Here is a 24812-nt window from a genome sequence, read left to right on the forward strand (position 1 = left end):
GACGTGCGGCGCGGCGGTCGTACGGTGCCGGCCCGGACACCCCGCCGGGAGTGTGCGGCCGTCCTTGGATGGCATGTCGATCAGCATGCGAATGCCTGTTGATCTCCGTCAACAGACCGTGGAATTAATCCGGAGTGTCCGGCTCGTCGGCATATCCGTACGACTCCGCGTTTCCGCAGGTCGGCGGTGTTGTGCTGAGCCCTCACGGAGCATCACGATCGGATAACGGCGCACTTCGGTCCTCTCCGGGAACCTCAAATTCAGCTCTGAACGTCCCCTCTTCCGGGTTCACCGCCGTACGACGGGGCCATGACCCCAGCACAGGACGGGGAGGGGACATCATGAAGCTGGGGATCGGCATCGGATGGCGGCCGGAGATCGCGGACGCCGTCGAGGCGCTGCCGGGGATCGACTGGGTCGAGGCGGTCGCGGAGAATCTCTGCGCGGACCATCTCCCCGAGTCCCTCGTACGCCTGCGGGAGCGCGGGGTCACGGTCGTCCCGCACGGGGTGTCGCTCGGCCTTGGCGGGGCCGACCGCCCGGATCCCGGCCGTCTCGCCGGCCTCGCCGCACGCGCCGAGCTGCTGGACGCCCCCCTGGTGACCGAGCACATCGCGTTCGTACGCGCCGGAGGGCCGCTCACCGCGTCGCCGGTCCTGGAGGCGGGCCATCTGCTGCCGGTGCCGAGGACCTGGGACGCCCTGGACGCGCTCTGCGAGAACGTGCGGATAGCGCAGGACTCGCTGCCCGTGCCGCTGGCCCTGGAGAACATCGCCGCCCTGATCTCCTGGCCCGGCGAGGAGCTGACCGAGGGCCAGTTCCTGGCGGAACTGGTCGAGCGCACCGGCGTACGGCTGCTGATCGATGTCGCCAATCTGCACACCAACCACGTGAACCGCGGTGAGGATCCCGCGACGGCACTCGACGAACTGCCGGTGGAGGCCATCGCGTACGTCCATGTGGCGGGCGGCGTCGAGAAGGACGGCGTCTGGCACGACACGCACGCCCACCCCGTGACGCGCCCCGTCCTGGACGTGCTGGGCGAGCTCCGGTCCCGGGTGGACCCGCCCGGGGTCCTGCTGGAGCGCGACGACGACTTCCCGCCGGCCGGCGAGCTGGCCGGTGAACTGACCGCGATCCGCTCCACCCTGGCCGCCGCGGCCACCGGTCCGGGGACAGACCTGAAGCGGCCCTCCCGGCCACCGGAGCCGGCCCGCCGCGCGGCCGGGGCCCGTGGCCGGACCGCCGTGGCGCAGACGGCGCTGCTCTCCTCGCTCGTGGCCGGCACGCCCGCCCCGGACGGCTTCGACCGCCGGCGCCTCGGGGTGCAGAGCCGCGCCCTGGCGGCGAAGCGGGCCGATGTCGTCGCCAAGGTCGCACCGGAGCTGCCCGGGATCCTCGGCGACGGCTACCGCAAGGCCTTCCTCGCGTACGCCAGCAACCGGCCGATGTCCGGCGGTTACCGCCGTGACGCGCTCGGATTCGCCGAGCAGCTGCTCGCCAATGGCCGCCCGGACGACGAGGCGGCCCGTCGGAGGCTGACCCGCTGGTGGCAGGAGCGCGCCGCCCCTCGTCCGCCGCGCCGAGGGGCCCGTCTGGTCCACGCCGCCCGTACCGCCCTGCTCGGAAGGTGACTTCGGATGAACGCTCTCGCTCTCCTGCTGACTCTGGCCGTGGCCGTCTCCTGCACGCTCCTGGTCGTCGCGACACGCCGCGCCGGCCTGCGGGGCGGCACCACCCCCGGGTATGTGCACGACCTCTCCGAAGAGGCCTTTCTCAGCGGTGGTCCGGCCAGGGTCGTGGACACCGCGCTCACCCGGATGCACACGGACGGACGGCTGACCATCGGTGGACCCGGCATCGTCGCGGTCCAGCGGCCCGAGGCCCGGGACGCCGTGGAGCGCGCCGTGCTCCAGGAGCTGGCCGCAGCTCCGAACGGCGCCCTGCACACCCTGCGGGAGGCCGTGATGCGGCACCCGGCGGTGCAGGAGATCGGCGACGGTCTGGCCGCCCGGGGGCTGCTGGTCGCGCCCGGCGAGAGCCGGGCCCGCCGCACCTGGGCGCTCACGCTGGGCATCGGATGCGTCGTGGGGTTCCCGCTCTCCATCGCGCTGACCGTCGCGCAGTACGCCCTGCACGACGGGTACACGGATATGCCGTTCCCCTTCCTCGTGAAGGTGCTCCCCGCGCTCCTGGCCGGGTCGGTAATCGGCCTGGTCACCGCGGCGTCGGCCAAGGCACGGCTCACCAGGGCGGGACGCAGGGCCGCCGACAGCTGCCGGGCGGCCGACGCCCATGTGACCGACCCGGCCCGACTGGTGGCCACCCGGGGGCTGGCCGCGCTCCCCGACCCCGAGCTCCGGGGGCAGTTGGTGGCCGCGGCCAGGCAACGGCCCGCCGGGCGTTCCTCGTCGGTCTCCTCGTCCTCGTCCGCCACCGCGGCCGCGTTCGTACCCGTGGTGTGGTGCGCCGGGGCGGGCCCCGGTGGCGGCAGCTGCGGCGGGTCCAGCGGTGGGGGCGGTGACTCGGGGACGGGTTCCACGTGCAGTTCGGGATCGAGCTGTGGCAGCAGCGGTTCGAGCTGCGGCGGAGGGGGCGGCTGCAGCAGCGGGAGCAGTTGCGGCGGGGGGTCCAGCTGCGGCGGAGGCTCGTGAGGCGAGCGGTGCCGGCAGGCATAGGGATTCAGCCACCTCTGACCGCCTGTGACCGAGGTTGGTCCGTATCGTGAACAACCCATGGCGCTTCCTTGCCGTTTTCGCATAGAACTCGGCCATGCTCTGGGTCCTTCTTCTTCTGGTCGCATGGGGTGCGGCCGCCGTCTCCTGCATCCGGCTGTGCCTCCTCACCGCGGGGGCGGCCCAGCGGCAGCCCCCTGCCGCGCGGACGCCCGTCTCCCCCGAACTCACGCTGTACGAGACGGCGTTCCTGGCCGGCGGACCACAGCGGGTGGCTGATCTCGCGCTCGTCTCCATGCATCTGCGGCGCCGGCTGCTGCTCGCCCACACGGGCTGGGCGACGGTCGTCGACCCGGAGGGCCGGGACGAGGTCGAGCGCACCGTGATCCGCGCGATCGGTCCGGAAGGCCAGTCCCGGATAGGCCCCATACGGGCCGCCGCCGCGGCGGCCGAGGCCGTGCTCTCCCTCGCCGACCGCCTCGTCGCCGCAGGCCTCGCCGTGCCGCACGGATCGCGTACGGGGCTGGAGTCGGCGGTGCGTGCCGTGCGGGGCTCGGCCGTGCTCGTGGTGGCCCTGGCGGTCACCGCCATGCTGATGCCCGGTCAGGAGACGGGCGACGCGGGCCCGGTGGCCGCGTGGTTCGGGCTTCCGCTCGTGCTGACGCTGGGCTGCCTGGCCATCGCGCGGGTGGAGAACCACCCGTACAGCCCGTGGGCCTCCCCGTCCGGGCAGCGCTGGCTGGACTCGCTCCCGGCCCCGGTGCGCGGCGCGGACCGCGATCTCCTGGCGGCGGTGGCGGTGAGGGGCGTGGGAGCCCTGGAGGACCCGGGCCTGCGGGCGGCGATGCTGAGCGGGGCGCGGACCGGCGGCTGACCGCCGGCGGAGGGCCGTACAGCACCAGGGCCGTCCCCGGCGTCGGGGACGGCCCTGGTGTCCTGTCCAGTTGTGCGGCCCGGGGCACATCGGCCTGACCGGCGAGGAGCGGCGGTCCGCGGGGAGGAATGGCTGACTCCCCCGCGGGCCACGACGGTTCGCCGGCCGTCGGCCGATGTGCACCCGGCACCGGACCCGGTGTCGCTGGAACGACGGGCGGCGTCACACGCGCCGTTGCCCGCCAACTGATCTTCCGGGTCGGGATGACCGGAAACGCTGGCTATGCGAGTCCGGCCACCAAGTCTGCGACGGACTTCCTGCGTCCGGTGTAGAACGGCACCTCTTCGCGGACGTGCAGCCGCGCCTCGGAGGCCCGCAGGTGACGCATGAGGTCGACGATGCGGTAGAGCTCGTCGGCCTCGAAGGCGAGGACCCACTCGTAGTCGCCCAGCGAGAAGGAGGCGACCGTGTTGGCGCGCACGTCGGGGTAGCCGCGGGCCATCTTGCCGTGGTCCGACAGCATGCGGCGGCGGTCCTCGTCGGGCAGCAGGTACCAGTCGTAGCTGCGCACGAAGGGGTACACGCTGATGTAGTCGCGCGGGGTCTCGTCGGCCAGGAAGGCCGGCACGTGCGACTTGTTGAACTCGGCGGGGCGGTGCAGCGCCATGTTCGACCAGACAGGTTCGAGTGCGCGGCCCAGCTTCGTGCGCCGGAAGAGGTTGTACGCCTCCTGGAGCTCGTCGGAGGTCTCGGCGTGCCACCAGATCATCAGATCGGCGTCGGCCCGGAGACCGGACACGTCATAGGTGCCGCGGACCGTGATGTCCTTGGCCCCGAGCTGGTCGAACAGCTCCTGGACCTCGTCGGCGTAACCGGCGCGGTCCACGGGAAGGACGTCCTTCAGCCTGAAGACGGACCACAGTGTGTAGCGGATGACCTCGTTGAGGTCCTTGGCCTTCTTGCCTGCGTTCGGAAGCTTTTCTGGCGCACTCATACGGCTATTGTCCCGCCTCGCTCCCGGTGCCCCGAACCCGGGGCCGCGTGTTGTCGATCTCCCCGGTGACCGGGCCCGTGAGGTCCTGGACGATCTCGTCCGCCGCGCGGTGCGCGCTCGCGACGCAGGCCGGGATCCCGACGCCGTCGTACACCGCTCCGCACACCCGCAGACCGGGCAGCTTCGCGACCTCCTCGCGGATCCTGGCGACGCGGGAGAGGTGGCCCACGGGGTACTGGGGCAGCCCCCCGATCCACCGGGTGACCTCGGTGTCCACGGGCCGGGCCGTCAGCCCGGCGGCGGATTCGAGATCGCCCAGGGACGCGGCGACGAGCTCGGAGTCCTCACGGTGCAGGTGCTCCTCCTCGCCGTACCGGCCGACGGAGGTGCGCAGCACGAAGAGGTCGGGAGCCGCGTCGGCGACCCACTGCCACTTGTTGCTGGAGAAGGTGGCGGCCTTGATCGTGCGCCCGTCGACGGGCGGTACGAGGAACCCGGAGCGCCCCCGGAGCGCCTCCGTGTTCTCGATGTCGGTGCGTCGGAAGGCCATGGTGACCAGGGCCATCGAGGCGTACTCGACGGCGGCGAGCTCGACCGAGGCAGCCGGGCACTCGGCGGCGAGCAGGGTGGAGGCGGACCAGGCCGGGGTGGCCAGGACGAGGGCGTCGGCGGCGATCACCCGGCTGTCGGTGCGCACGTCCCAGCCCTCGGCGGTCCGGGTCAGGCCGAGCACCGGGGTCTCCATGAGGATCTCGGCGCCTCCGGCCCGCACGGCGTCGGCCACGGCGCCCGGCAAGGTACCGATGCCGCCCTCGATGCCCTGGAAGACGGGTCCGGTCTGCTGCCGGGCGGCTGCCCTCTCCTGGATGCGGAGTACGCCGTCGAGGAGCGGGCCGCCCTCCTTCACGGCCTCGAAGAGCTGGGGCACGGCCGCGCGCATCGAGATCCGGTAGGCGTCACCCGCGTACACCCCGCCGAGCAGCGGCTCGACGAGCCGGTCGACGACCTCGCGGCCGAGCCGGTCGGCGACGTACGAGCCGACCGCGACGTCGTCGCCGACGGCGGTCGGGGTCAGGTCGCGCTCCTCGGCGATCCGGGCCAGGCCCTCGGGCGAGAGCACGCCGCTGAGCGCCGACGGGTCGCCCGGCACGCCCATCACATGGCCCTTGGGCATGGGGCGCAGGGCGTCGCGGGTCCAGACCGAGGCGGTGGCGGTGGCGGGCGGCTGGAGCCGGCCGCCCAGTCCGGCCGCGGTGGCCAGCTCGACCGCCTCGGGACGGCGCGCGAGCATCGACTCGGCGCCGAGGTCGACCCGGACGCCCGCGATCTCGCCGGTCATCAGCTTGCCGCCGAGCCGCTCGGTCGCCTCCAGGACGGTGACCCGGAGACCGGAGTCCAGCAGCCGGCGTGCGGCGGCGAGTCCGGCGATGCCGCCGCCGATGACGACGGCGTGGCCCGTACGTGTGGTGTCGCGCTGAGAGGAACGCTGCATGGGTCCACTCTCTCAAACCCGTCCCGAGTCCCGAACGTGACCGCTTCGAAACCGCGGAGACGAAACCCGCACACGGGCCCCGCACGTCGAACCGGCACCATCGACGACGGCCCTGGGGGGACGCTTCATGCACTTCGACCGACACACGGACAGCCATCCACCCGCCCGCCCCGGCCACCGGGTGGCACGCGTGACGGCGGCCGCCGGGCTGCTCGTGGTGCTCATGGCCACCGGCGCGTGCGGCGGTGCCTCCGACAGCGGCGGGGAGGGGTTCAGGTCCGCGGCTGACGGCAAGGCCGGCCCGGCGGCGGCCGGTGCCGGCGAGAAGCCGGCCGTGAAGCCCGCCGACGGCGCCTCCTCGGCGCCGGATCCGGGTTCCGCGGTCGCGGTCCACGTCATCCGCACGGCCACGCTCTCCATCGAGGTGAAGGACGTGCCGAAGGCGGTCGCCGCGGCCCGGAGCGCCGCGGAGGACGCCGGCGGGATCGTGGCGGACGAGACCACGGAACGGGTCGACGACACCCACGACATGTCGCATCTCGTCCTGCGCGTGCCGCAGGCCCGGTACGCGGAGGTGCTGAACGGTCTCGCCGGGTCGGGGAAGCTGCTGTCGCGTACGTCGAACGCGAAGGACGTCACCGGGCAGGTCGTGGACGTCGAGAGCCGGATCGCGACGCAGCGGGCGAGCGTCGCGCGGGTCCGTGACCTGATGGACAAGGCCGAGAAGCTCACCGACGTGGTGACGCTCGAAGGTGAACTGAGCAGCCGGCAGTCCGACTTGGAGTCCCTGCTCGCCCAGCAGGCCTCCCTGGAGGACCGCACCTCCCTCGCGACCGTCACGCTCGAACTCAGCGAGCCGTACGAGGACGGGAAGGACCCCGGGGACGAGGACACCGGTTTCCTGGACGCGCTGGAAGGCGGCTGGGACGCCTTCGTGACGATGCTGCGGTGGATCGCGGTGGCGATCGGCGCCACGGCGCCGTTCCTGGCCGCGGCGGCCGTCCTGGTGCTCCTGTGGCGGCTGTTCCGCGGCCGACTTCCCCGGCGGCGCCCGACGCCCCGGCAGACCACGGACACCTCCGAGGCCCCGCCCGCCCCGTAGGCCCCGTAGCGTGGGCCCCTGACCCAGCACACGGCGGCGAAGGGACCCGGCACATGACGGCGGAGCGACTGGTGGTCGTCGGAGGCGACGCGGCGGGCATGTCCGCCGCGTCGCAGGCCCGCAGGCTCAAGGGGCCCGACGCGATGAGCATCGTGGCCTTCGAACGCGGCGACTTCACGTCGTACTCCGCCTGCGGCATCCCGTACTGGGTGAGCGGCGACGTCGAGGGGCCGGACGACCTCATCGCCCGTACGCCCGAGGAGCACCGGGCCCGTTCCATCGATCTGCGCACCCGCACCGAGGTGACGGAGATCGACGTCGCCGGGCACCGGGTACGGGCGCTGGACCGCGACAGCGGCGAGACGTACTGGACGGGCTACGACAAGCTGGTGATCGCTACCGGCGCCCGGCCGGTACGCCCCGAGCTGCCCGGGATCGACGCCCCGGGCGTCCACGGCGTGCAGACCCTGGGCGACGGCCAGGCGCTCCTGGAATCGCTGGAACGGGCTCCGGGGCGCCGGGCGGTCGTCGTAGGCGCGGGCTACATCGGCGTCGAGATGGCCGAGGCGATGCTCAAGCGCGGCTTCGAGGTGACGGTGCTCAACCGCGGCGCGCAGCCGATGGCGACCCTCGACCCGGACATGGGGCAGCTGGTCCACGACGCGATGGACGGGCTGGGCATCACCACCGTCAACGGCGCCGGGGTCACCCGTATCGGCACCGGCCCGGACGGCCGGGTCACGGAGGTCGTCACGGACGGGGGGACCTATCCGGCGGACGTCGTCGTGCTCGGCATCGGCGTCGAGCCGGAGACCGCCCTGGCCCGCGAGGCCGGTCTGCCGCTGGGGCCGTCCGGCGGGCTCCTGACGGACCTGTCGATGCGGGTGGTGGGGCAGGACGACATCTGGGCGGGCGGGGACTGCGTGGAGGTCCTGGACCTCGTCGCCGGCCGCACCCGGCACATCGCGCTCGGCACCCACGCCAACAAGCACGGCCAGATCATCGGGTCCAACGTGGGGGGCGGCTACGGCACGTTCCCCGGCGTGGTGGGCACGGCGGTGAGCAAGGTCTGCGACCTGGAGATCGCCAGAACCGGGCTGCGCGAGAAGGACGCCCGCGCGGTCGGCCTGCGCTTCGTCACGGCGACCATCGAGTCGACGGGGCGCGCCGGCTACTACCCGGGGGCGAAGCCGATGACGGTGAAGATGCTCGCCGAGTACCGGACCGGCCGGCTGCTGGGCGTGCAGATCATCGGCCGTGAGGGGGCGGCGAAGCGCGTGGACGTCGCGGCGGTGGCGCTCACCGCCGGGATGACGGTGGAGGCCATGACGGCCCTCGACCTCGGCTACGCCCCGCCGTTCTCCCCGGTCTGGGACCCGGTCCTGGTGGCCGCCCGCAAGGCCGTGTCGGCGGTGCGGGCGGCCGGCGGCTGACCGGCAGGGCCCCTAACGCGCCGTCTGCTGGTGGACGTACTCCACCAGGCGCGTCAGGGCGTCCGGGGGCGTGGTCGGCATGACGCCGTGCCCGAGGTTGAAGATGTGGCCCTCCAGACCGGCTGCGGCGTCGAGCACCTCGCGGGTCTTCGCCTCCACCGCCTCGGCCGGCGCGAAGAGCACCGCCGGGTCGAGGTTGCCCTGGAGCGCCTTGCCGGGACCGACACGGCGGGCGCCCTCGTCCATCGGGACGCGCCAGTCGACGCCGACGACGTCCGCGCCGGCCTCGCCCATCAGGCCGAGCAGCTCGCCGGTGCCGACGCCGAAGTGGATGCGCGGGACGCCGTACGACGCGACGGCGTCGAAGACCTTCGCGGAGGCCGGCATCACGGAGCGGCGGTAGTCGGCCGGGGCCAGTGCGCCGACCCAGGAGTCGAAGAGCTGCACCGCGGAGGCGCCGGCCTCGATCTGGACCTCGAGGAACGCGCCGGTGATCTCCGCGAGCCGGTCGAGCAGGTCGGCCCAGAGCTCCGGCTCGCCGTACATCATGGCCTTGGTGCGCTCGTGGTTGCGGGACGGGCCACCTTCCACGAGGTAGCTCGCGAGGGTGAACGGCGCACCGGCGAACCCGATGAGCGGCGTGGCGCCCAGCTCCGCGGTGAGCATCCCGATGGCCTCGGTGACGTACGGGACGTCCTCGGGCGTCAGGTCGCGCAGCCGGGCCAGGTCGGCGCGGGTGCGGATCGGCTCGGCGATCACCGGGCCGATGCCGGGCTTGATGTCGAGGTCGATGCCGATGGCCTTGAGCGGTACGACGATGTCGCTGAAGTAGATCGCGGCGTCGACCTTGTGACGGCGCACGGGCTGCAGCGTGATCTCGGCGACCAGCTCCGGCATCATGCACGAGTCGAGCATCGCGATGCCCTCGCGGACCTTGAGGTACTCGGGCAGCGAGCGTCCTGCCTGACGCATGAACCAGACCGGGGTGTGGGGCACCGGTTCCCGGCGGCAGGCCTTGAGGAAGGCCGAGTCATGGGTGGCGGGGTTCACCGGCAGGCCCGAGGACGGGCCCTCCCCTGATCGGACGGAGCTCAGCTCTTGGGGAAGGTCGTTGGCACTCACGCACAGAATCTTCGCACGGAGTGGCAACGAGCCGGACGCCGCATGGGTGTCCCTCCCTGCACGGCGCTCCGGTTCCGCCTACTCTTCCCCGCATGGCTCCGGCTCAGGGACAATTTTCCGATCATTCCGATGGCACTGACAGCGAGGAGGGCGCGGACGGCGACACCGTCCCGCCCGCGTTCCGGTCGGCGGTCGACGCGCTGCGTTCCGCCCGGCTGCGCCCCGAACTGGAGGTCGAGCCGACACGGCCGCCGAAGCGGCTCGCCCCGCACGCGTACGCCCTGGAGGCCGCCGTCGTGGAGGGCGAGGACGATCTCGCGGACGGCCGCCTGGTCCTCCTGCACGACCCGTCCGGACACGACGCCTGGCAGGGCGCGTTCCGCTTGGTGACGCTCGTACGGGCCGAACTGGAGCCGGAGATGGCAGCCGACCCGCTGCTGCCCGAGGTCTGCTGGTCCTGGCTCACGGGGGCGCTGGACGCCCGGGGCCTCTCGTACGGGGAGGCCGGCGGGACGGTGACGCGCGCCGGTTCGCACTACTTCGGCGCGCTGTCCGCACGCCGCCCTGCGACGCAGATCGAGATCCGCGCCTCGTGGACGCCGCGCGAGGGGCGCGGCGGGGCGCCGGACACGGCGGCGCACCTGGCCGCCTGGGGCGATCTCCTCTGCCAGCTCGCCGGCCTGCCGCCGTCGGACACCTCCGACGCGGCGGTGGTGACGCTGCCCCAGAGGCGCGGGCCACAGGTCTCGTAACGCTGCGTCATTTTCCCGGAGAGCCGGTCGCACGTGGACCGGCTCTCTTTTCGTACAATCGATCGCGCGTCCTATTTGCCCGAATTGTTACTCACTAAATCGTGATCTTCCCCTAAAGGAGGACGCGCCTGCTGCCGAAGAGGTCAATGACCCTTCAAGCACGGTTCGCCCCGGCTTCATCCCCGAGCCGGCCCGTCCCGCCACTCCACTCCCCAGGAGGCCTGGTGTCCGTTCTCCTCGAGCAGCCCGCAAGCCTGGTCGCCTACCGCCCGAACAAGCCGACGGCCATGGTCGTCGTGGCCGACCCGCGCGTCCGTTCCACCGTCACCCGCCATCTGTGGGCCCTCGGAGTTCGTGACGTCATCGAGGCGTCGTCCATCGCGGAGGCCCGCCCCCGCGTCGGCAACCCGCGCGACATCTGCGTTGCCGACGTCCACCTGCCCGACGGTTCCGGGCTGACCCTGCTGTCCGAGACCCGAGCCGCCGGCTGGCCGAACGGCCTCGCCCTCTCCGCCGCCGATGACATCGGCGCGGTGCGCAACGCCCTCGCGGGCGGCGTGAAGGGCTACGTCGTCACCGGCACCCGTACCAACATCGGCCACCCCACCCGTCCCGGCGTCGCCCCGATCGGCGCCAATGCCGCCCGTATGCACCGCAGGCCTCCCGGTTCCCCGAGCCACCCGGGCGGCTACCGCGAACTCTCCGGCCGTGAGGTGGAGGTTCTCCGCCTGGTCGCCGAAGGCCAGTCCAACAAGGCCATCGGTGTCTCGATGGGCCTCTCCGCCCTCACCGTCAAGAGCCACCTCGCCCGCATCGCCCGCAAGCTCGGCACCGGAGACCGCGCCGGAATGGTCGCCGTGGCCCTGCGTACGGGCATCATCCACTGACCCCGGGGCCCCTGATCACGGGACCCCGCCGGCACCTGCGCGGATGCGCGACCGGCCGGTTTACGTGCATGGCCGCCCGTCGACGGAACGTTCCGTCGACGGGCGACGCACATACACAGATACCCTTGGCATGTGACCGACGCCCAAGAGACCGCAGCAGACACTTCACTGCGAACCACCGGGGGCGCTCCCCCGGACGACGTCGCCCCGGCGCCGATCCCCTTGCTCGAACCGCGCGAGGGCATCCCCCCGGTGGTGGCGACCGACGACGCGCTCGCCCGGGTGGTCGCGGACTTCGCCGCGGGCACCGGCCCCGTCGCCGTCGACGCGGAGCGCGCCTCGGGCTACCGCTACGGCCAGCGCGCCTACCTCGTGCAGCTGCGCCGCGAAGGCGCGGGGAGCGCGCTGATCGACCCGGTCGGCTGCCCCGACCTGTCCGCGCTCGGCCAGGCTCTCACCGGTTCCGAGTGGATCCTGCACGCCGCCACCCAGGACCTGCCCTGCCTGCGCGACATAGGCATGACCCCGACCTCGCTCTTCGACACGGAGCTCGCCGGACGCCTGGCGGGTTTCCCGCGCGTCGGCCTGGGCGCCATAGTCGAGAACGTCCTCGGCTACGCCCTGGAGAAGGGCCACTCCGCGGTCGACTGGTCCACCCGCCCCCTGCCCGACCCCTGGCTGCGCTACGCCGCGCTCGATGTCGAGCTGCTGGTGGACCTGCGCGACGCCCTGGAGGAGGAGCTGGACCGGCAGGGCAAGCTGGAGTGGGCGCTGGAGGAGTTCGCCGCGATCGCCTCGGCACCCCCCGCTCCCCCGCGCAAGGACCCGTGGCGCCGGACGTCCGGCATGCACAAGGTGCGCCGCCGCCGTCAGATCGCGGTCGTACGGGAGCTGTGGACCGCCCGTGACCAGGTGGCACAGCGCCGGGACATCTCGCCCGGCAAGGTGCTGGGGGACGCCGCGATCATCGAGGCGGCCCTGGCCCTTCCGGCGAACGTACAGGCCCTCACCGCGCTGCCCGGCTTCGGACACCGCATGGGCCGCCGTCAGCTGGAGCAGTGGCAGGCGGCCGTCGACCGGGCCAAGGAACTGCCCGAGTCGGAGCTGCCGCAGCCCGGCCAGCAGCCGGCGGGCCCGCCGCCGCCCCGCTCGTGGGCCGACAAGGACCCCGCCGCCGCGGCCCGGCTGTCGGCGGCCCGCGCCGCCGTCTCGGAGCTCGCGGAGCGGCTGCACATGCCGCAGGAGAATCTGATCACCCCGGACACCGTGCGCCGGATCTGCTGGGAGCCGCCCAAGGTCCTGACCCCGGACGCGGTCGAGACCGTGCTGGCCGGACACGGCGCGCGTCACTGGCAGATCGAACAGGTCGGCCCGCTGCTGCTGCGCGCCCTGGACACCAGCGCCTGACACCCCGCCACTCGCGTACGCCCCTGCCGGATCCGGCAGGGGCGTACGCGTGTCGGGGCCGCACCCCGGGCCGGTCCGTCGAGGAGGATCGAATTCACGCCAGTTAACCGGTCCTCCCGGATCTCCTGCGCATGTGACGTTCACCGCTCCGGTGGTGGGGGGTGGGCAGTCCGGTTACCCGCAAGTAGCATGAGGGGCGTGGCGCGCCGATGCGTGCGCCCGCAGCAGTGCCATCCCGCACCCTGGAGGAGAGCCACCGTGCCTCGTACCATCCGGGACGTCGTCTTCGTCGACGGCGTCCGCACCCCGTTCGGCAAAGCGGGCCCGAAGGGCATCTACCACGAGACCCGCGCCGACGATCTCGTCGTGAAGGCCATCCGGGAGCTGCTGCGCCGCAACCCGGACCTGGACCCCGCGAAGATCGACGAGGTCGCCATCGCCGCGACCACGCAGATCGGCGACCAGGGCCTCACGCTCGGCCGCACCGCCGGAATCCTGGCCGGTCTGCCGCAGTCGGTACCCGGTTACTCCATCGACCGCATGTGTGCGGGCGCCCTGACCGCCGTCACCTCGACGGCCGGTTCCATCGCCTTCGGCGCGTACGACGTCGTCATCGCCGGCGGTGTCGAGCACATGGGCCGCCACCCGATGGGCGAGAGCGTGGACCCGAACCCGCGTCTCGTCTCGGAGAAGCTGGTCGACGAGTCCGCCCTCTTCATGGGCATGACCGCGGAGAACCTGCACGACAGGTACCCCTCGATCACCAAGCAGCGCGCCGACGAGTACGCGGTCCGTTCGCAGGAGAAGGCCGCCAAGGCGTACGCCGACGGCAAGATCCAGCAGGACCTGGTGCCGGTCTCCGTGCGCCGCACCAACGCCGAAGCCGGGGAGACGGGCTGGGGCCTGGTCACCGCCGACGAGCCGATGCGCCCGGGCACCACGCTGGAGTCGCTGGCCGGTCTGAAGACCCCGTTCCGCGCCCACGGCCGCGTGACGGCCGGTAATGCCGCGGGCCTCAACGACGGCGCCACCGCCTCGCTGCTCGCCTCCGAGGAGACCGCCCGCGAGCTGGGTCTCCCGGTCAGGATGCGCCTCGTCTCGTACGCCTTCGCGGGTGTCGAGCCGGAGGTCATGGGCTACGGCCCGATCCCGGCGACGGAGAAGGCACTGGCCAAGGCCGGCCTCTCCATCGACGACATCGGCCTCTTCGAGATCAACGAGGCCTTCGCCGTGCAGGTGCTCGCCTTCCTGGAGCACTACGGCATCGCCGACGACGACGCGCGCGTCAACCAGTACGGCGGCGCGATCGCCTACGGCCACCCGCTCGCCTCCTCCGGCGTCCGCCTGATGACTCAGCTGGCCCGCCAGTTCGAGGAGCAGCCGGAGGTCCGCTACGGCCTGACGACCATGTGCGTCGGCTTCGGCATGGGCGCGACGGTCGTCTGGGAGAACCCGAACTTCGACGGAGGCACCAAGTGAGCTCCACCACCGAGCTTCTGAAGGGCGCGGCCGAGCTGTTCCCCGACGAGGTCGTCACGCAGGCGCACGTGCGCCACCTCGACCTTCCCGGCGGCGCGGGCCGTTTCGCCCTCATCACGCTGGACAACGGCTTCGACCACACCAAGCCGACCACCATCGGCCCGCAGTCGCTGGCGAACCTGAACGCCGCGATCGACCAGGTCGAGAAGGAGGCCGCCGACGGCTCCGTCGTCGGCGTCGGCGTCACCGGCAAGCCGTTCATCTTCGCGGTGGGCGCCGACCTCAAGGGTGTCGAGCTCCTCAAGAACCACAAGGACGCGCTGGCCATCGGCAAGGGCGGCCACGACGTCTTCCGCCGCCTCTCCGGCCTCGCGGTCCCGACGTTCGCGTACTACAACGGCGCGGCCATGGGCGGCGGCGTCGAGATCGGTCTGCACTGCTCGTACCGCACCGTCTCCAAGGCGCTGCCGGCGTTCTCGCTGCCCGAGGTCTTCCTCGGTCTGGTCCCGGGCTGGGGCGGCTGCGCGCTGCTCCCCAACCTGGTCGGCGCCGACCGCGCCGTCTCGGTGATCATCGAGAACTCGCTGAACCAGAACCGTCAGCTCAAGGGCAAGCAGGTCTTCGAGCTCGGGATCGCCGACGCGATCTTCGAGGGCGCGGACTTCCTGGAGCAGTCGCTGATCTGGACCGCTTCCGTCCTCAAGGGCGAGATCGCGGTGGAGCGTCCCGAGGTGGACCGCGGTGACGCCTGGGACCAGGCCGTCGCCCGCGGCAAGGCGATCGCCGACTCCAAGGTGCACGGGGCGGCCCCGGCCGCGTACCGCGCGCTGGAGATCATCGCCGCGGCGAAGAGCGGCGATCTGTCCGCCGGCTTCGACGCCGAGGACCAGGCCCTCGCGGACCTGATCATGGGCGGTGAGCTGCGCTCCGGGATCTACTCGTTCAACCTGGTCCAGAAGCGCGCCAAGCGCCCGGCCGGTGCCCCGGACAAGTCCCTGGCCCGCCCGGTCACCAAGGTCGGCGTGGTGGGCGCGGGCCTGATGGCCAGCCAGCTCGCCCTGCTGTTCCTGCGGCGCCTGGAGGTGCCGGTCGTCCTCACGGACATCGACCAGGAGCGCGTCGACAAGGGCGTGGGCTACGTGCGGGCCGAGATCGAGAAGCTGCTCGGCAAGGGCCGTATCAACCAGGACAAGGCCAACCGCCTCAAGGCCCTGGTCTCCGGTGTGCTGGACAAGGCGGAGGGCTTCTCCGACGCCGACTTCATCATCGAGGCCGTCTTCGAGGAGATCGGCGTCAAGCAGCAGGTGTTCGCGGAGGTCGAGGCGGTCGCCCCGGCGCACGCGATCCTCGCCACCAACACCTCCTCCCTCTCGGTCACCGAGATGGCGTCGAAGCTGAAGAACCCGGAGCGGGTCGTCGGCTTCCACTTCTTCAACCCGGTCGCGATCCTCCCGCTCCTGGAGATCGTGCGCGGCGAGCAGACGGACGACGCCTCGCTGGCCACGGCCTTCGGCGTCGCCCGCAAGCTGAAGAAGACCGCGGTGCTGGTGAAGGACGCCCCGGCGTTCGTCGTCAACCGCATCCTCACCCGCTTCATGGGCGAGATCCAGAACATCATCGACGAGGGCACCCCGGTCGAGACGGCGGAGAAGGCCATCGAGCCCCTCGGCCTGCCGATGTCCCCGCTGGTGCTGCTGGAGCTGGTCGGCCCGGCCATCGGTCTGCACGTCTCGGAGACCCTGAACCGCGCGTTCCCGGACCGCTTCACGGTCTCCGAGAACCTCGCGGCGGTCGTCAAGGCGGGCAAGCGCGGCTTCTACGTCCACGACTCCGGCGCGCCGGTCCTCGACCCCGAGGTCGCAGCCCTCCTCAAGCAGGGCGACACCGTCCTGACGGAGGACCAGGTCCGCGACCGTGTCCTGGACGCGGTGGCGCAGGAGATCGGCCTGATGCTGGCCGAGGGCGTCGTCGCCGAGCCGCAGGACATCGACCTCTGCCTGATCACCGGCGCGGGCTGGCCCTTCCACCTGGGCGGCATCACGCCGTACCTGGACCGCGAGGGCGTCTCGGAGCGGGTGAACGGCAAGCCGTTCCTGGCGCGGGGCGTGGCGAGCGTTCCGGCGTAGCCCTGCCGGACGGAGGTGAAGGGTGCGGCTCGGCAACGGGCCGTACCCTTCGCTGCTGCCGCAATTTCCGGACCAGGCGGTCCCGTGACAGAATGCCGCACCTCACCCCAAAGCATGGACGGGTCACCCGTTCCCGGAAGAATCGACGGTCGCGGGCAGTCATGGCCATCTCCCCAAGGCCGATGAGCCGGAGAGCAATGCTGGCAGGCGGAAGCACCGTGGTCGCCGCCACTGTTGTCGGGGTGGCGTTCGGCCGTGGGGAGCGGCACGACCCCGGCCCCGTCGGCACTGTCGGATCGTTCGACATCGACGCGGCTACGGAGCTGCTGCCCCCCACCCCGCTGCACCACACCACCGGGCCGCAGTCGATCGCCTTCGACGAGCAGGGCCGGCTCTTCTCGCTCCAGGTCATGCAGGGCGGGATCCGACTGGCCGACGAGCGGCGGACGATGTCCGGGAAGGCACGTCGGCTGGCCGGCGACATGTGTGTCACTGCTTATCGCCACGGCGACGCGGCACCGCAGCACATGTACCTGCGCGGATTCGGCCACGGAATATCGATGGGCGTGGAGCCGTCCGACACGGGTCCCCAGCTCTGGGTGGAATCCGACGCCGACGAACGGACCGGGTACGGACGTGCCGTGGCGCGGATCCCCTTCCGTCACGACACGGTTCTGGACAGCGCGTCACCTGCGGTTCGTCACCACCGGCCGCTGCCTCGCAGCCATCGGATCCACCCGGCCGTCGATGTCGCCGCCAACCGTGTTCTGGTGAGCCATCGGGCGGGCGACGCCCACCGCTGTACGACGTACGCCCTCGACGAATTCCTGTCCGGCTCGTACCGGCCCATGGCGGATCTGCGGAACCTCGCCCTGCGTGACGGGGAGACGCTCCAGGGCTGCGCCGTGCACGAGGACCTCATCTACCAGCTCACGGGGACGCCCTACACGGAGGCGGGCGGGGACAATCCGCCGACAGGCGGTGGGAACACTTTCGTGTCGGCCATCGATATGCGCAGCGGAAAGACCGCGGGGCGCCGCAAGGTCTCCGTCGCCCCCCACCTGTCCTTCCGGGAGCCGGAGGGTCTCGCCGTCCACCCCGGGTCCGACCAGGGGTTGTGCGTGGCGTTCTCGGTGAAATCCGGGGGGCGGCGACGGCTCGCGGTCTACGCGTGTCCGCCGTAGCGCCGGGGGCTCGCACCGGTCCGACGGTCACCGAGCGTGAGAGTCACCCCGTATGCGATCACGAAAAGCAAGCGATTCATAACTGTTCGGTATCCGGTCGTCAAATGTTCGACTTTTCCCCTCTGAAAGTTCACTAAATCTTTCATGACTGTCTACAGTTCGGTCTGATGCTTCACGAGCTCCATACGCACCGTCCGCCTCTCGGATAGATCCTGCGGTTCGGCCCCCACTGTGATGACGTGCGGCACTCCCTGCTCCCGCCGGCACCGTCGCCGTGCGTTCGCACGATCACTGAAGGAGGGGCTGTCCCCCGATGGGCAAGCCACAGCGCCAAGCCGCGCTCGGTATTCTGATCACAGCCGCGCTGGTGGGCAGTTTCGTCACCATGATGGTGGCGGTCGTGATGGTTTCCCTTCCTGTCTTCGCCTACGCCGCAGCAGTCAGCTACGGAGCGGACCTCCTCCTCCACACCGCCCAGTCCTCGACGCTGGACCGCCTCAGGGACTCGCGTTTCGGTCTCACCATCCGCTTCTTGATCCGCCAGTTCCTGCTGCTCGCCCTCTGCGGCGTCATGATCGACCTCGACTCGTTCGTCGTGCAGATGACGACGGTCGGGCTGCTGCTCCTCTTCGTACTGCAACTCGTCTACGGAGCCCTGCTCAAGCGGGTCCGGTCCGAGCGCGCGGCGCTGCCCTTCACCACGCGTGGACTGGACCTGGAAGCGCTGGGGATCCGTCGCCTGCCGCACCCGTTCCTGATGAACAAGCACGTCCGCAAGATGCTCCACCTGGACGTCCCCCTGGTCGCCGGCGCCATCGGCACCATCGCCACGGACGACTGGCGCTACGTCACGTTCGGTGGGATCGCGGCCGTCTGGCTGTCTGTCGTCGCGGTGCTGGTCCTGCTGCCGGGAGCCAGGAACGCACTGATCCTGCCCAGCCCCGACGATGCCCTGGACGAGCTGAACTGGCAGCTCGCGCAGTACCGGCCCCAGGTCGCGCTCTACTTCACCTTCGCCGCCGTCTCCCGGGACTTCATGTATCAGGTGAACATGTGGCTGGAGTCGCTGGAGGCGATGGACCTGCGCCCGATCATCATCCTGCGCGAGCGGGCGACGCTGCGCTTCCTGGACGCCACTTCCGTGCCGGTCGTCTGCGTCCCGAAGGCCGAGAACCTGGCACGCGTCGAGATGCCGGAACTCCGCGTCACCCTCTACCCGGGCAACGCGGGCAAGAACGTCCACATGCTGCAGCGCCACGAGGTCAAGCACGTCTTCATCGGCCACGGCGACAGCGACAAGCTGGCCAGCAGCAACCGCGTGAGCAAGGTCTTCGACGAGATCTGGGTCGCCGGCCGCGCCGGCCGCGACCGCTACGAACGCATCAAGCACGCCGTGTCCGCGAACCAGATCGTGGAGGTCGGACGTCCGCAGCTCATGCCGCTGCGCCGGTGGACGGGATCGGTCAGCAACGAGACGCCCACCGTCATCTACGCCCCCACCTGGGAGGGCTGGACCGACGACGCCTGCTACACCTCGGTCATCCCCGCCGGTGAGCAGCTCATACGCACGCTGCTCTCGCACGAACGTCGGCTGAGGGTCATCTACAAGCCCCACCCGCTGACGGGCACGCGTTCTCCCGCCGCGGCGGCCGCGCACCGGCGCATCATCGCGCTCCTGCAGGAGGACAACGCCCGCAGGTTCGGCCGGAAGGTCATGGACTCGAAGGCCGCCGCCCGCAGGCTGGCGCGCATCGACAAGCGGCTCGCTGCTCTCCAGGAGCGCGGTGTCCGCTCGAAGTACCCGGATCTGACCGAGGAGGAGCGGACCACCCGGATCCGCAAGTTCCGTGACCAGGCCGGCACGCTCTACTGGGACTCGCTGCCCGTCGACGCCCACCACGTGGTGACGGAGCGGGTGCCCACCCTGTACGACTGCTTCAACCATTCGGATCTGCTCATCGGTGACATGTCGAGCGTGGTCTCGGACTTCGTGGCGACCAGGAAGCCGTACGCGATCTTCAACCTGGAGGGCCTGCCGGACGCGGAGTTCAGGAACGAGCAGCGGACCGCCTACGCCTCGTACCTGCTCGATGCCGAGTGCAACGGCCTGGAGACGGCCCTCACCGCCATGTTCTCCGTGGACCAGGACGTGATGGCCCCCTACCGGGAGCAGCTCAAGGAATACCTGCTTGGGCCGGACAGCCCGCCGTCGACCGTCCGCTTCGCCCACGCCGCGAACGATCTCTACCATCGCGGGCTGCGGGACTTCCCGGTCGAGTACGGGGACGAGCACGGCTTCCCCGAACAGCAGCCCCACCAGCCGGCCTGACGTCACGGTCGTCGCGCACGCGAGGCTCTCCGCCCCCGTCCGGGCCTCTCGCTCATCCTCACCGCAAACAGGAAGCAGGAACGTCTTGACCACGCGCGCCACCCGTCGCCGTACCGTCGCAGTTGTTCTCGCCGGTGGTACCGGCCAGCGCATCGGGCTCGCCATCCCGAAGCAGCTCCTGAAGATCGCGGGGAAGTCGATCCTGGAGCACACGCTGCGCGTCTTCGAGAGCGCTCCGGACATCGACGACGTGATCGTGCTGATGACGCCGAGCCATACGGCCGAGGCGAAGCAGATCGTCACCGGGGCCGGGCTGCGCAAGGTATCGGCGGTCCTGGCCGGAGGCAGCACCCGCAGCGAGACGACGAACATCGCGATCCGGGCGGTGTCCGGGCAACTCGGCGAGGGCGAGGACTGCAATCTGCTGTTCCACGACGCCGTGCGCCCCTTGCTGTCCCAGCGCGTGGTCAAGGAGTGCGTGGCGGCGCTGGACCGCTACCACGCCGTGGACGTGGCCATCCCGTCCGCCGACACCGTGATCGTGACCAGAACGCACGGGGACGCGGGCGAGTTCATCACCGAGGTTCCCGACCGTGCCCGGCTCAGGCGGGGGCAGACCCCGCAGGGATTCCGGCTGTCCACCATCCGCTCGGCGTACGAACGGGCGGCCGCCGACCCGTTCTTCCAGGCGACCGACGACTGCTCGGTCGTCGTGAAGTACCTGCCCGACGTGCCTGTCCATGTGGTGGCGGGCGACGAGTACAACATGAAGGTCACCCAGCCCGTAGACGTCTTCATCGCCGACAAGCTGTTCCAGCTGGCCTCCACGACGGTCCCCGCGCCCGGTGGCGAGGACTTCTACCGGGACAGGCTGGCGGGCAGAACGATGCTCGTGTTCGGCGGCTCGTACGGAATCGGCAGCGACATCGCCAGGCTCGCGGAGAGCTACGGGGCGCGCGTCCATGCCCTCGGACGCTCCACGACCGGCACCCATGTCGAGAACCCCGACCACGTGGACGAGGCCTTCGCCAAGGCGTACGCGGAGACGGGCAGGATCGACTTCGTCGTCAACACAGCGGGAGTTCTCCGGATCGGCCGGCTCGACGAGGCCGACGACTCCACGGTCCGCGAAGCGCTGGAGGTCAACTACCTCGCGCCCGTGAACATCGCCCGGACCTCGTACAAGTACCTCGCGGAGACCGGTGGGCAGTTGCTGCTCTTCACATCCAGCAGCTACACCCGGGGGCGTGCGGAGTACAGCCTCTACTCCTCCACGAAGGCCGCCATGGTGAACCTCACCCAGGCGCTGTCCGACGAGTGGGCCGAGGACGGCATCCGGGTCAACTGTGTGAATCCGGAGCGGACCGCGACCCCGATGCGGACCAAGGCGTTCGGGCAGGAGCCGAGCGGTTCGCTGCTCTCCTCGGAAGAGGTCGCACGCAGCTCCCTGGACGTACTCCTCTCCGGGATGACGGGCCATGTGATCGACGTGCGCCGGCAGGACCCGACTGCGGCGCCCGACTCGGCATTCGAGTCAGCGCTCTCGCAGGTCCTGCACCACTCCGAGAATCAGCCCGTCTGAGCCGGGCCCACGGCCACTGATCCAGGAGGACCACGTGAAGATCGCTTTTCTGATGTACAGCGCCTACGGCCAGGCCGGTACGTCCGTCGCCACCCAGACCCTCGCCAACTCCCTCGCCGCGAGGCAGCACGAGGTCGAATTGGTGAGCGTCTTCCAGTACCACGACGTCCCGCCGCTCCGGTTCGACCCGAGCATCAAGCTGCGCACGCTCGTGGACACCCGCAAGGGCTCCTCGGACCTCGATCACCCGATGCACTCGGTCGCCACGGAGCACTGCCCCGGTGCGGGGTGGAAGCCCGAGGACCCGAACCGTTACAGCAAGCTCATGGACGAACGTGCCGCCGTCTATCTGCAGAGCGCCGATGCCGACGTCATCATCGCGACGGCGCCCAACACCATCGCGCTCCTGACCATCCTGGGCACCGGAAAGTACGTCACCCTGGGCCAGGCGCACACGCACTACCACCACCAGAGCCCGGCTTCGCGGAAGATGCTGGACCTCGCCATCCCGCAGCTGGACGGCTTCGTGACGGTGACCGCGAAGGACGCCCAGACCCACCGGGACGCCTACGGCGCGGTCGGGACCGACTTCCATGCCATCCCCAACGCGGTCACCAGCACGTTCATGCGGTCCGACGTACGGGAATCCCGCATCGTCACCTCATCGGGACGCATGGTCGACTGGAAGCGGTTCGACCTCCTCATCAGCGCCTTCGCCCAGCTCGGCAGGAAGTATCCCGACTGGACACTGCGTGTCTACGGCAGCGGTGTGGAGAAGCCGAAGCTCCGTAAGCTCATCGACGATCTCGGGGCGACCGAGCGCATCCTTCTCATGGGGCACACGAGGCACCTCCGTGAGGAACTCGCCAAGTCGGCACTGCACACGTCGACCTCCACGGACGAGACGTTCGGACTGACGATCGTGGAAGCGATGACCTGTGGGGTCCCGGTGCTCAGCACCGCCGGCCCGCACGGTCCCTCCGAGATCATCTCGGACGGGGTGGACGGGGCGCTCTCCCCCGTCGGGGACGTCGACGCGTTCGCCAAGAACCTCGACTGGCTCATGGGAGACGCCGACACGCGGGTGCAACTCGGTGCGAACGCCGCTGAGAAGGCCCGCAACTACAGCAACGAGGCCCAGGCCCAGACGTACGAGACGTACCTCTCCCGCCTGCTCATGGCGCGCGACTACCGGCCCGAGGCCCTGTGCCGTGCCACGTCCGCGGGAGACCTCGAATTCGTCGTCGACCCCACCTGTGCGCCCGGCAGCCGCTTCACCGTCCTGTGCGTGAACGCGGCGGACGGACGACAGGCACTGATGGCGGGGGCCGCGGAACAGACGTCCAACGGCCACTACGTGACGATACCGGGGCACCTCCGGCTGGCCCAGGGCACCTGGAACGTCCTCCTGCGCCGTGAGGACGACGGAGTGATGCGGCGGGTGAAGATCAAGGAGCTCCAGCAGTCGGCGAACTCACTCATCTCCAGCCCCGCGCAGGCAAGTCCGGTGCGCTTCCGGTCCTTCACCCGTTCCGAGGACGGCGGGTACCTCCAGATCGTCTCCCGCGAGTTTCCCGCGCACGCGGAGGTGCTCTCCGTCGAGACGGCCGGTTCGCATCTGAACGTGCAGATCTTCGCGCTGGGAGTCGACGCCGCCCAGGGGGGCCCACAGGTGGACGTCGCCGGGGACGGCGCCCACATCATCGCCCAGAGCCGGAAGAACAAGGAGTCGTTCTTCACGATCCCGTGCGCGTTCTCGAACGGGGGCGCGAGTTTCACCATCGATCTCCAGCAGTACGCCGACAGGATGGTCGAGCTCGACACCATCTGGGACCTCTCCCTGAGCATCCCGGGAAACCTGACGGTCACGGGCACGTCGCACCGGTTGCGGATCGGCCGTTTCGGCGACGACATCGTCAAGCGCAAGCCCGTCAACGTCTTCCCGAAGCGGTCCGTCGCCACCCCTCAGGGTCGATCGGTGGCGTTCCACCCGTACTACACGGACAGCAACTACCTGTCGATCGGGCTGAAGCTGGCTTCCTGATCCCACGTTCCACCGTCCGGAGGCGGGACGTACGGGAGGGTCCCGCGAGTCGTCGGTCCCCTCCCACCACGTCCCGTGGTCCTCAGACCTGGACGGACGGGTCCAGGGCCAGACCGGACTCGCGGTTCTGCCGCGCGATACGCAACTCGCCGTCCCTCCCTATGAGCGCGAGGACCACCCGCCCATAGGCGTCGTGAGCGAGCGCCGGACCACCCGTGCAGTTCTCGCCGGTGGGAGACCACCACACGCCGCCGCCCTCGTTCTCCGTACCGCAAGCGGTGAGCATCACCTGACCGTCGGGCGTGCCGTGGGCGAGCACGGTGCAGTCGTAGCCGTCGAGCATGACCCGCATGGCCGCGACCGGCCCGGTGGACGGGTAGCCACCCAGCGGAATCGCCCAGGTCCCAGGGCGATAGGCGACGACTCCGCCCGTGGACTCGTCCGCCCAGTAGTAGGTGACTCTGTCCTGCGCCGTCTCGAGTGCGACGGCGCTGCCCGGGGTGTGCGCGAAGGGGATGTCCTGGTCCTGCTGATAGGCACCGCCGGACTCACGCCGGCTCAGCAGCAGGGTCGCCCCTGCGGCCGGGACCAGGACGTCCACCCGCCCGGACGTGGTGGTCACCACTGCCGTACCGTCCTGGACCCGCCGGAGCTTCAGATCCTGCCAGGCCTCCCACTTGCCGCCCGCCTTCTCACAGCGCAGGTGCAGGCCACCGCTTTCGTTCCGCACGAAGACGTGCACCATCCCCGCCGCGTCCACCGCTGCGGTCGGTACACCGAGGAGCGCCGCCTTCGCCTGTTCGCCGTGCGGATTGCCGAGGGAACGCCACTGGGTGACGGGGCGGCCCGTCTGGAATTGGGTGGCGCTCACCAGATCGACGGCCGGCGGGCCACCGTCGGCGTGTACAGCGCGACGACCCACGAAGTGAACGAAACCGTCGGGGCCCTGAGCCACCACGAGGGAGGTCAGTCCAGCTACGGGCAGGAGTTCCGGCCCCGCCCACTCGGAGCTCCCGGGACGTGACTCCGTCCAGCGGAGCACTCCCTCGTCACCCAGGGCGTAGGCACTGAGCCTGCCGTCCTTGCCCAGAACGAGCCAGCGGCCGCCGGCCACCTCCCGCACGGCGTGATGCGCGCCGGTGTCAGGGCTTGCGGTCCCCTGGACCGGTGCCTTCCCCTGGTTGGCGCGCCTGGATCTGACCGGCATGACGTGAGGTTGTCCTTCCCGAGCTTCTCGGCCCGCGCCCGGTCCCCCCTGCGTTCCGGCACGCGGCAAACCGAACACACGCCCCATCATAGAAGCCCCGGCCGCCGCCGGGGCAGGCGCTCC

Annotated in this window: 18 protein-coding genes; 14 read left to right on the plus strand and 4 right to left on the minus strand. The window is 70.9% G+C overall.

The features are described from left to right. The first annotated feature begins 341 nt into the window (after positions 1–341). From AB0P41_RS07505 to AB0P41_RS07515, 3 genes are all read left to right on the plus strand, one after another. Entirely contained in the window at positions 342–1634 is a 1293-nt protein-coding gene (locus AB0P41_RS07505; RefSeq protein ID WP_365930688.1) for a DUF692 domain-containing protein, read from the plus strand. A 6-nt stretch (positions 1635–1640) separates the two neighbouring features. After that, positions 1641–2654, plus strand: coding sequence for a TIGR04222 domain-containing membrane protein (locus AB0P41_RS07510; RefSeq protein WP_365930689.1), 1014 nt, complete (start codon positions 1641–1643; stop codon positions 2652–2654). 118 nt (positions 2655–2772) lie between these two features. Then, a complete protein-coding gene (locus AB0P41_RS07515) occupies positions 2773–3549 on the plus strand; it encodes a TIGR04222 domain-containing membrane protein (protein WP_365930690.1) in 777 nt (258 codons plus the stop codon). Between the two features lie 280 nt (positions 3550–3829). On the opposite strand, the gene hemQ is transcribed toward AB0P41_RS07515, so the two are convergent. Both hemQ and hemG read right to left on the minus strand, forming a co-directional pair. Beyond that, positions 3830–4543 carry a hydrogen peroxide-dependent heme synthase gene (gene hemQ / locus AB0P41_RS07520; RefSeq protein ID WP_356714022.1) on the minus strand — a complete coding sequence of 238 codons (714 nt, stop codon included), beginning with the start codon at positions 4541–4543 and terminating at the stop codon, positions 3830–3832. A 4-nt stretch (positions 4544–4547) separates the two neighbouring features. Then, positions 4548–6035: a protoporphyrinogen oxidase gene (gene hemG / locus AB0P41_RS07525; RefSeq protein ID WP_365930692.1), complete on the minus strand. Its 1488-nt coding sequence runs from the start codon at positions 6033–6035 to the stop codon at positions 4548–4550. Between the two features lie 127 nt (positions 6036–6162). Between hemG and AB0P41_RS07530 the strand changes: the two genes are divergently transcribed. Next, the gene (locus AB0P41_RS07530; protein WP_356714024.1) at positions 6163–7137 is read left to right on the plus strand and encodes a DUF4349 domain-containing protein; all 975 of its coding nucleotides are present in this window, start codon (positions 6163–6165) and stop codon (positions 7135–7137) included. Positions 7138–7190: 53 nt separating this feature from the next. Further along, a complete protein-coding gene (locus AB0P41_RS07535) occupies positions 7191–8570 on the plus strand; it encodes an FAD-dependent oxidoreductase (RefSeq protein WP_356714025.1) in 1380 nt (459 codons plus the stop codon). Positions 8571–8582: 12 nt separating this feature from the next. Here AB0P41_RS07535 and hemE read toward each other — a convergent pair whose 3' ends face one another. Then, the gene (gene hemE / locus AB0P41_RS07540) at positions 8583–9665 is read right to left on the minus strand and encodes a uroporphyrinogen decarboxylase (RefSeq protein ID WP_356714052.1); all 1083 of its coding nucleotides are present in this window, start codon (positions 9663–9665) and stop codon (positions 8583–8585) included. A 119-nt stretch (positions 9666–9784) separates the two neighbouring features. Here hemE and AB0P41_RS07545 point away from each other — a divergent pair, with 119 nt between their 5' ends. The 9 genes from AB0P41_RS07545 (at position 9785) to AB0P41_RS07585 (ending at position 23482) form a co-directional block, all read left to right on the plus strand. After that, positions 9785–10444 carry a DUF3000 domain-containing protein gene (locus AB0P41_RS07545; protein ID WP_356714026.1) on the plus strand — a complete coding sequence of 220 codons (660 nt, stop codon included), beginning with the start codon at positions 9785–9787 and terminating at the stop codon, positions 10442–10444. A 224-nt stretch (positions 10445–10668) separates the two neighbouring features. After that, a complete protein-coding gene (locus AB0P41_RS07550; protein ID WP_033300087.1) occupies positions 10669–11331 on the plus strand; it encodes a response regulator transcription factor in 663 nt (220 codons plus the stop codon). Between the two features lie 132 nt (positions 11332–11463). Continuing rightward, complete coding sequence (locus tag AB0P41_RS07555) at positions 11464–12738, plus strand: ribonuclease D (protein WP_365930695.1); 1275 nt, start codon at positions 11464–11466, stop codon at positions 12736–12738. Between the two features lie 258 nt (positions 12739–12996). Further along, on the plus strand, positions 12997–14217 hold the full coding sequence (locus AB0P41_RS07560; protein WP_365930697.1) for an acetyl-CoA C-acyltransferase: 1221 nt from the start codon (positions 12997–12999) through the stop codon (positions 14215–14217). After that, on the plus strand, positions 14214–16343 hold the full coding sequence (locus tag AB0P41_RS07565) for a 3-hydroxyacyl-CoA dehydrogenase NAD-binding domain-containing protein (protein WP_356714029.1): 2130 nt from the start codon (positions 14214–14216) through the stop codon (positions 16341–16343). Before AB0P41_RS07560 ends, AB0P41_RS07565 begins: the two co-directional genes overlap by 4 nt. A 182-nt stretch (positions 16344–16525) precedes the next feature. Further along, positions 16526–17527 carry a signaling protein gene (locus AB0P41_RS07570; RefSeq protein WP_365930699.1) on the plus strand — a complete coding sequence of 334 codons (1002 nt, stop codon included), beginning with the start codon at positions 16526–16528 and terminating at the stop codon, positions 17525–17527. 313 nt (positions 17528–17840) lie between these two features. Beyond that, entirely contained in the window at positions 17841–19856 is a 2016-nt protein-coding gene (locus tag AB0P41_RS07575) for a hypothetical protein (RefSeq protein ID WP_356714031.1), read from the plus strand. Between the two features lie 85 nt (positions 19857–19941). Then, a complete protein-coding gene (locus AB0P41_RS07580; RefSeq protein ID WP_365930700.1) occupies positions 19942–21438 on the plus strand; it encodes a bifunctional cytidylyltransferase/SDR family oxidoreductase in 1497 nt (498 codons plus the stop codon). Between the two features lie 34 nt (positions 21439–21472). Continuing rightward, positions 21473–23482, plus strand: a complete 2010-nt coding sequence (locus AB0P41_RS07585) for a glycosyltransferase (protein WP_365930702.1) — start codon at positions 21473–21475, stop codon at positions 23480–23482. Between the two features lie 82 nt (positions 23483–23564). Here AB0P41_RS07585 and AB0P41_RS07590 read toward each other — a convergent pair whose 3' ends face one another. After that, positions 23565–24689, minus strand: a complete 1125-nt coding sequence (locus AB0P41_RS07590; RefSeq protein WP_365930703.1) for a hypothetical protein — start codon at positions 24687–24689, stop codon at positions 23565–23567. Positions 24690–24812 lie beyond the last annotated feature (123 nt).

The organism is Streptomyces sp. NPDC079167 (genome assembly GCF_040686735.1).
Taxonomy (GTDB): Bacteria; Actinomycetota; Actinomycetes; order Streptomycetales; family Streptomycetaceae; genus Streptomyces.

Excerpts from the sequence above, each read along its gene's own strand:
- AB0P41_RS07530 (WP_356714024.1), top strand. The coding sequence starts at position 6,163 with ATGCACTTCGACCGACACACGGACAGCCATCCACCCGCCCGCCCCGGC.
- hemG (WP_365930692.1), bottom strand. The coding sequence starts at position 6,035 with ATGCAGCGTTCCTCTCAGCGCGACACCACACGTACGGGCCACGCCGTC.
- AB0P41_RS07535 (WP_356714025.1), top strand. The coding sequence starts at position 7,191 with ATGACGGCGGAGCGACTGGTGGTCGTCGGAGGCGACGCGGCGGGCATG.
- AB0P41_RS07505 (WP_365930688.1), top strand. The coding sequence starts at position 342 with ATGAAGCTGGGGATCGGCATCGGATGGCGGCCGGAGATCGCGGACGCC.
- AB0P41_RS07545 (WP_356714026.1), top strand. The coding sequence starts at position 9,785 with ATGGCTCCGGCTCAGGGACAATTTTCCGATCATTCCGATGGCACTGAC.
- AB0P41_RS07515 (WP_365930690.1), top strand. The coding sequence starts at position 2,773 with ATGCTCTGGGTCCTTCTTCTTCTGGTCGCATGGGGTGCGGCCGCCGTC.
- hemQ (WP_356714022.1), bottom strand. The coding sequence starts at position 4,543 with ATGAGTGCGCCAGAAAAGCTTCCGAACGCAGGCAAGAAGGCCAAGGAC.
- AB0P41_RS07590 (WP_365930703.1), bottom strand. The coding sequence starts at position 24,689 with ATGCCGGTCAGATCCAGGCGCGCCAACCAGGGGAAGGCACCGGTCCAG.
- AB0P41_RS07510 (WP_365930689.1), top strand. The coding sequence starts at position 1,641 with ATGAACGCTCTCGCTCTCCTGCTGACTCTGGCCGTGGCCGTCTCCTGC.
- AB0P41_RS07575 (WP_356714031.1), top strand. The coding sequence starts at position 17,841 with ATGGGCAAGCCACAGCGCCAAGCCGCGCTCGGTATTCTGATCACAGCC.
- AB0P41_RS07570 (WP_365930699.1), top strand. The coding sequence starts at position 16,526 with ATGAGCCGGAGAGCAATGCTGGCAGGCGGAAGCACCGTGGTCGCCGCC.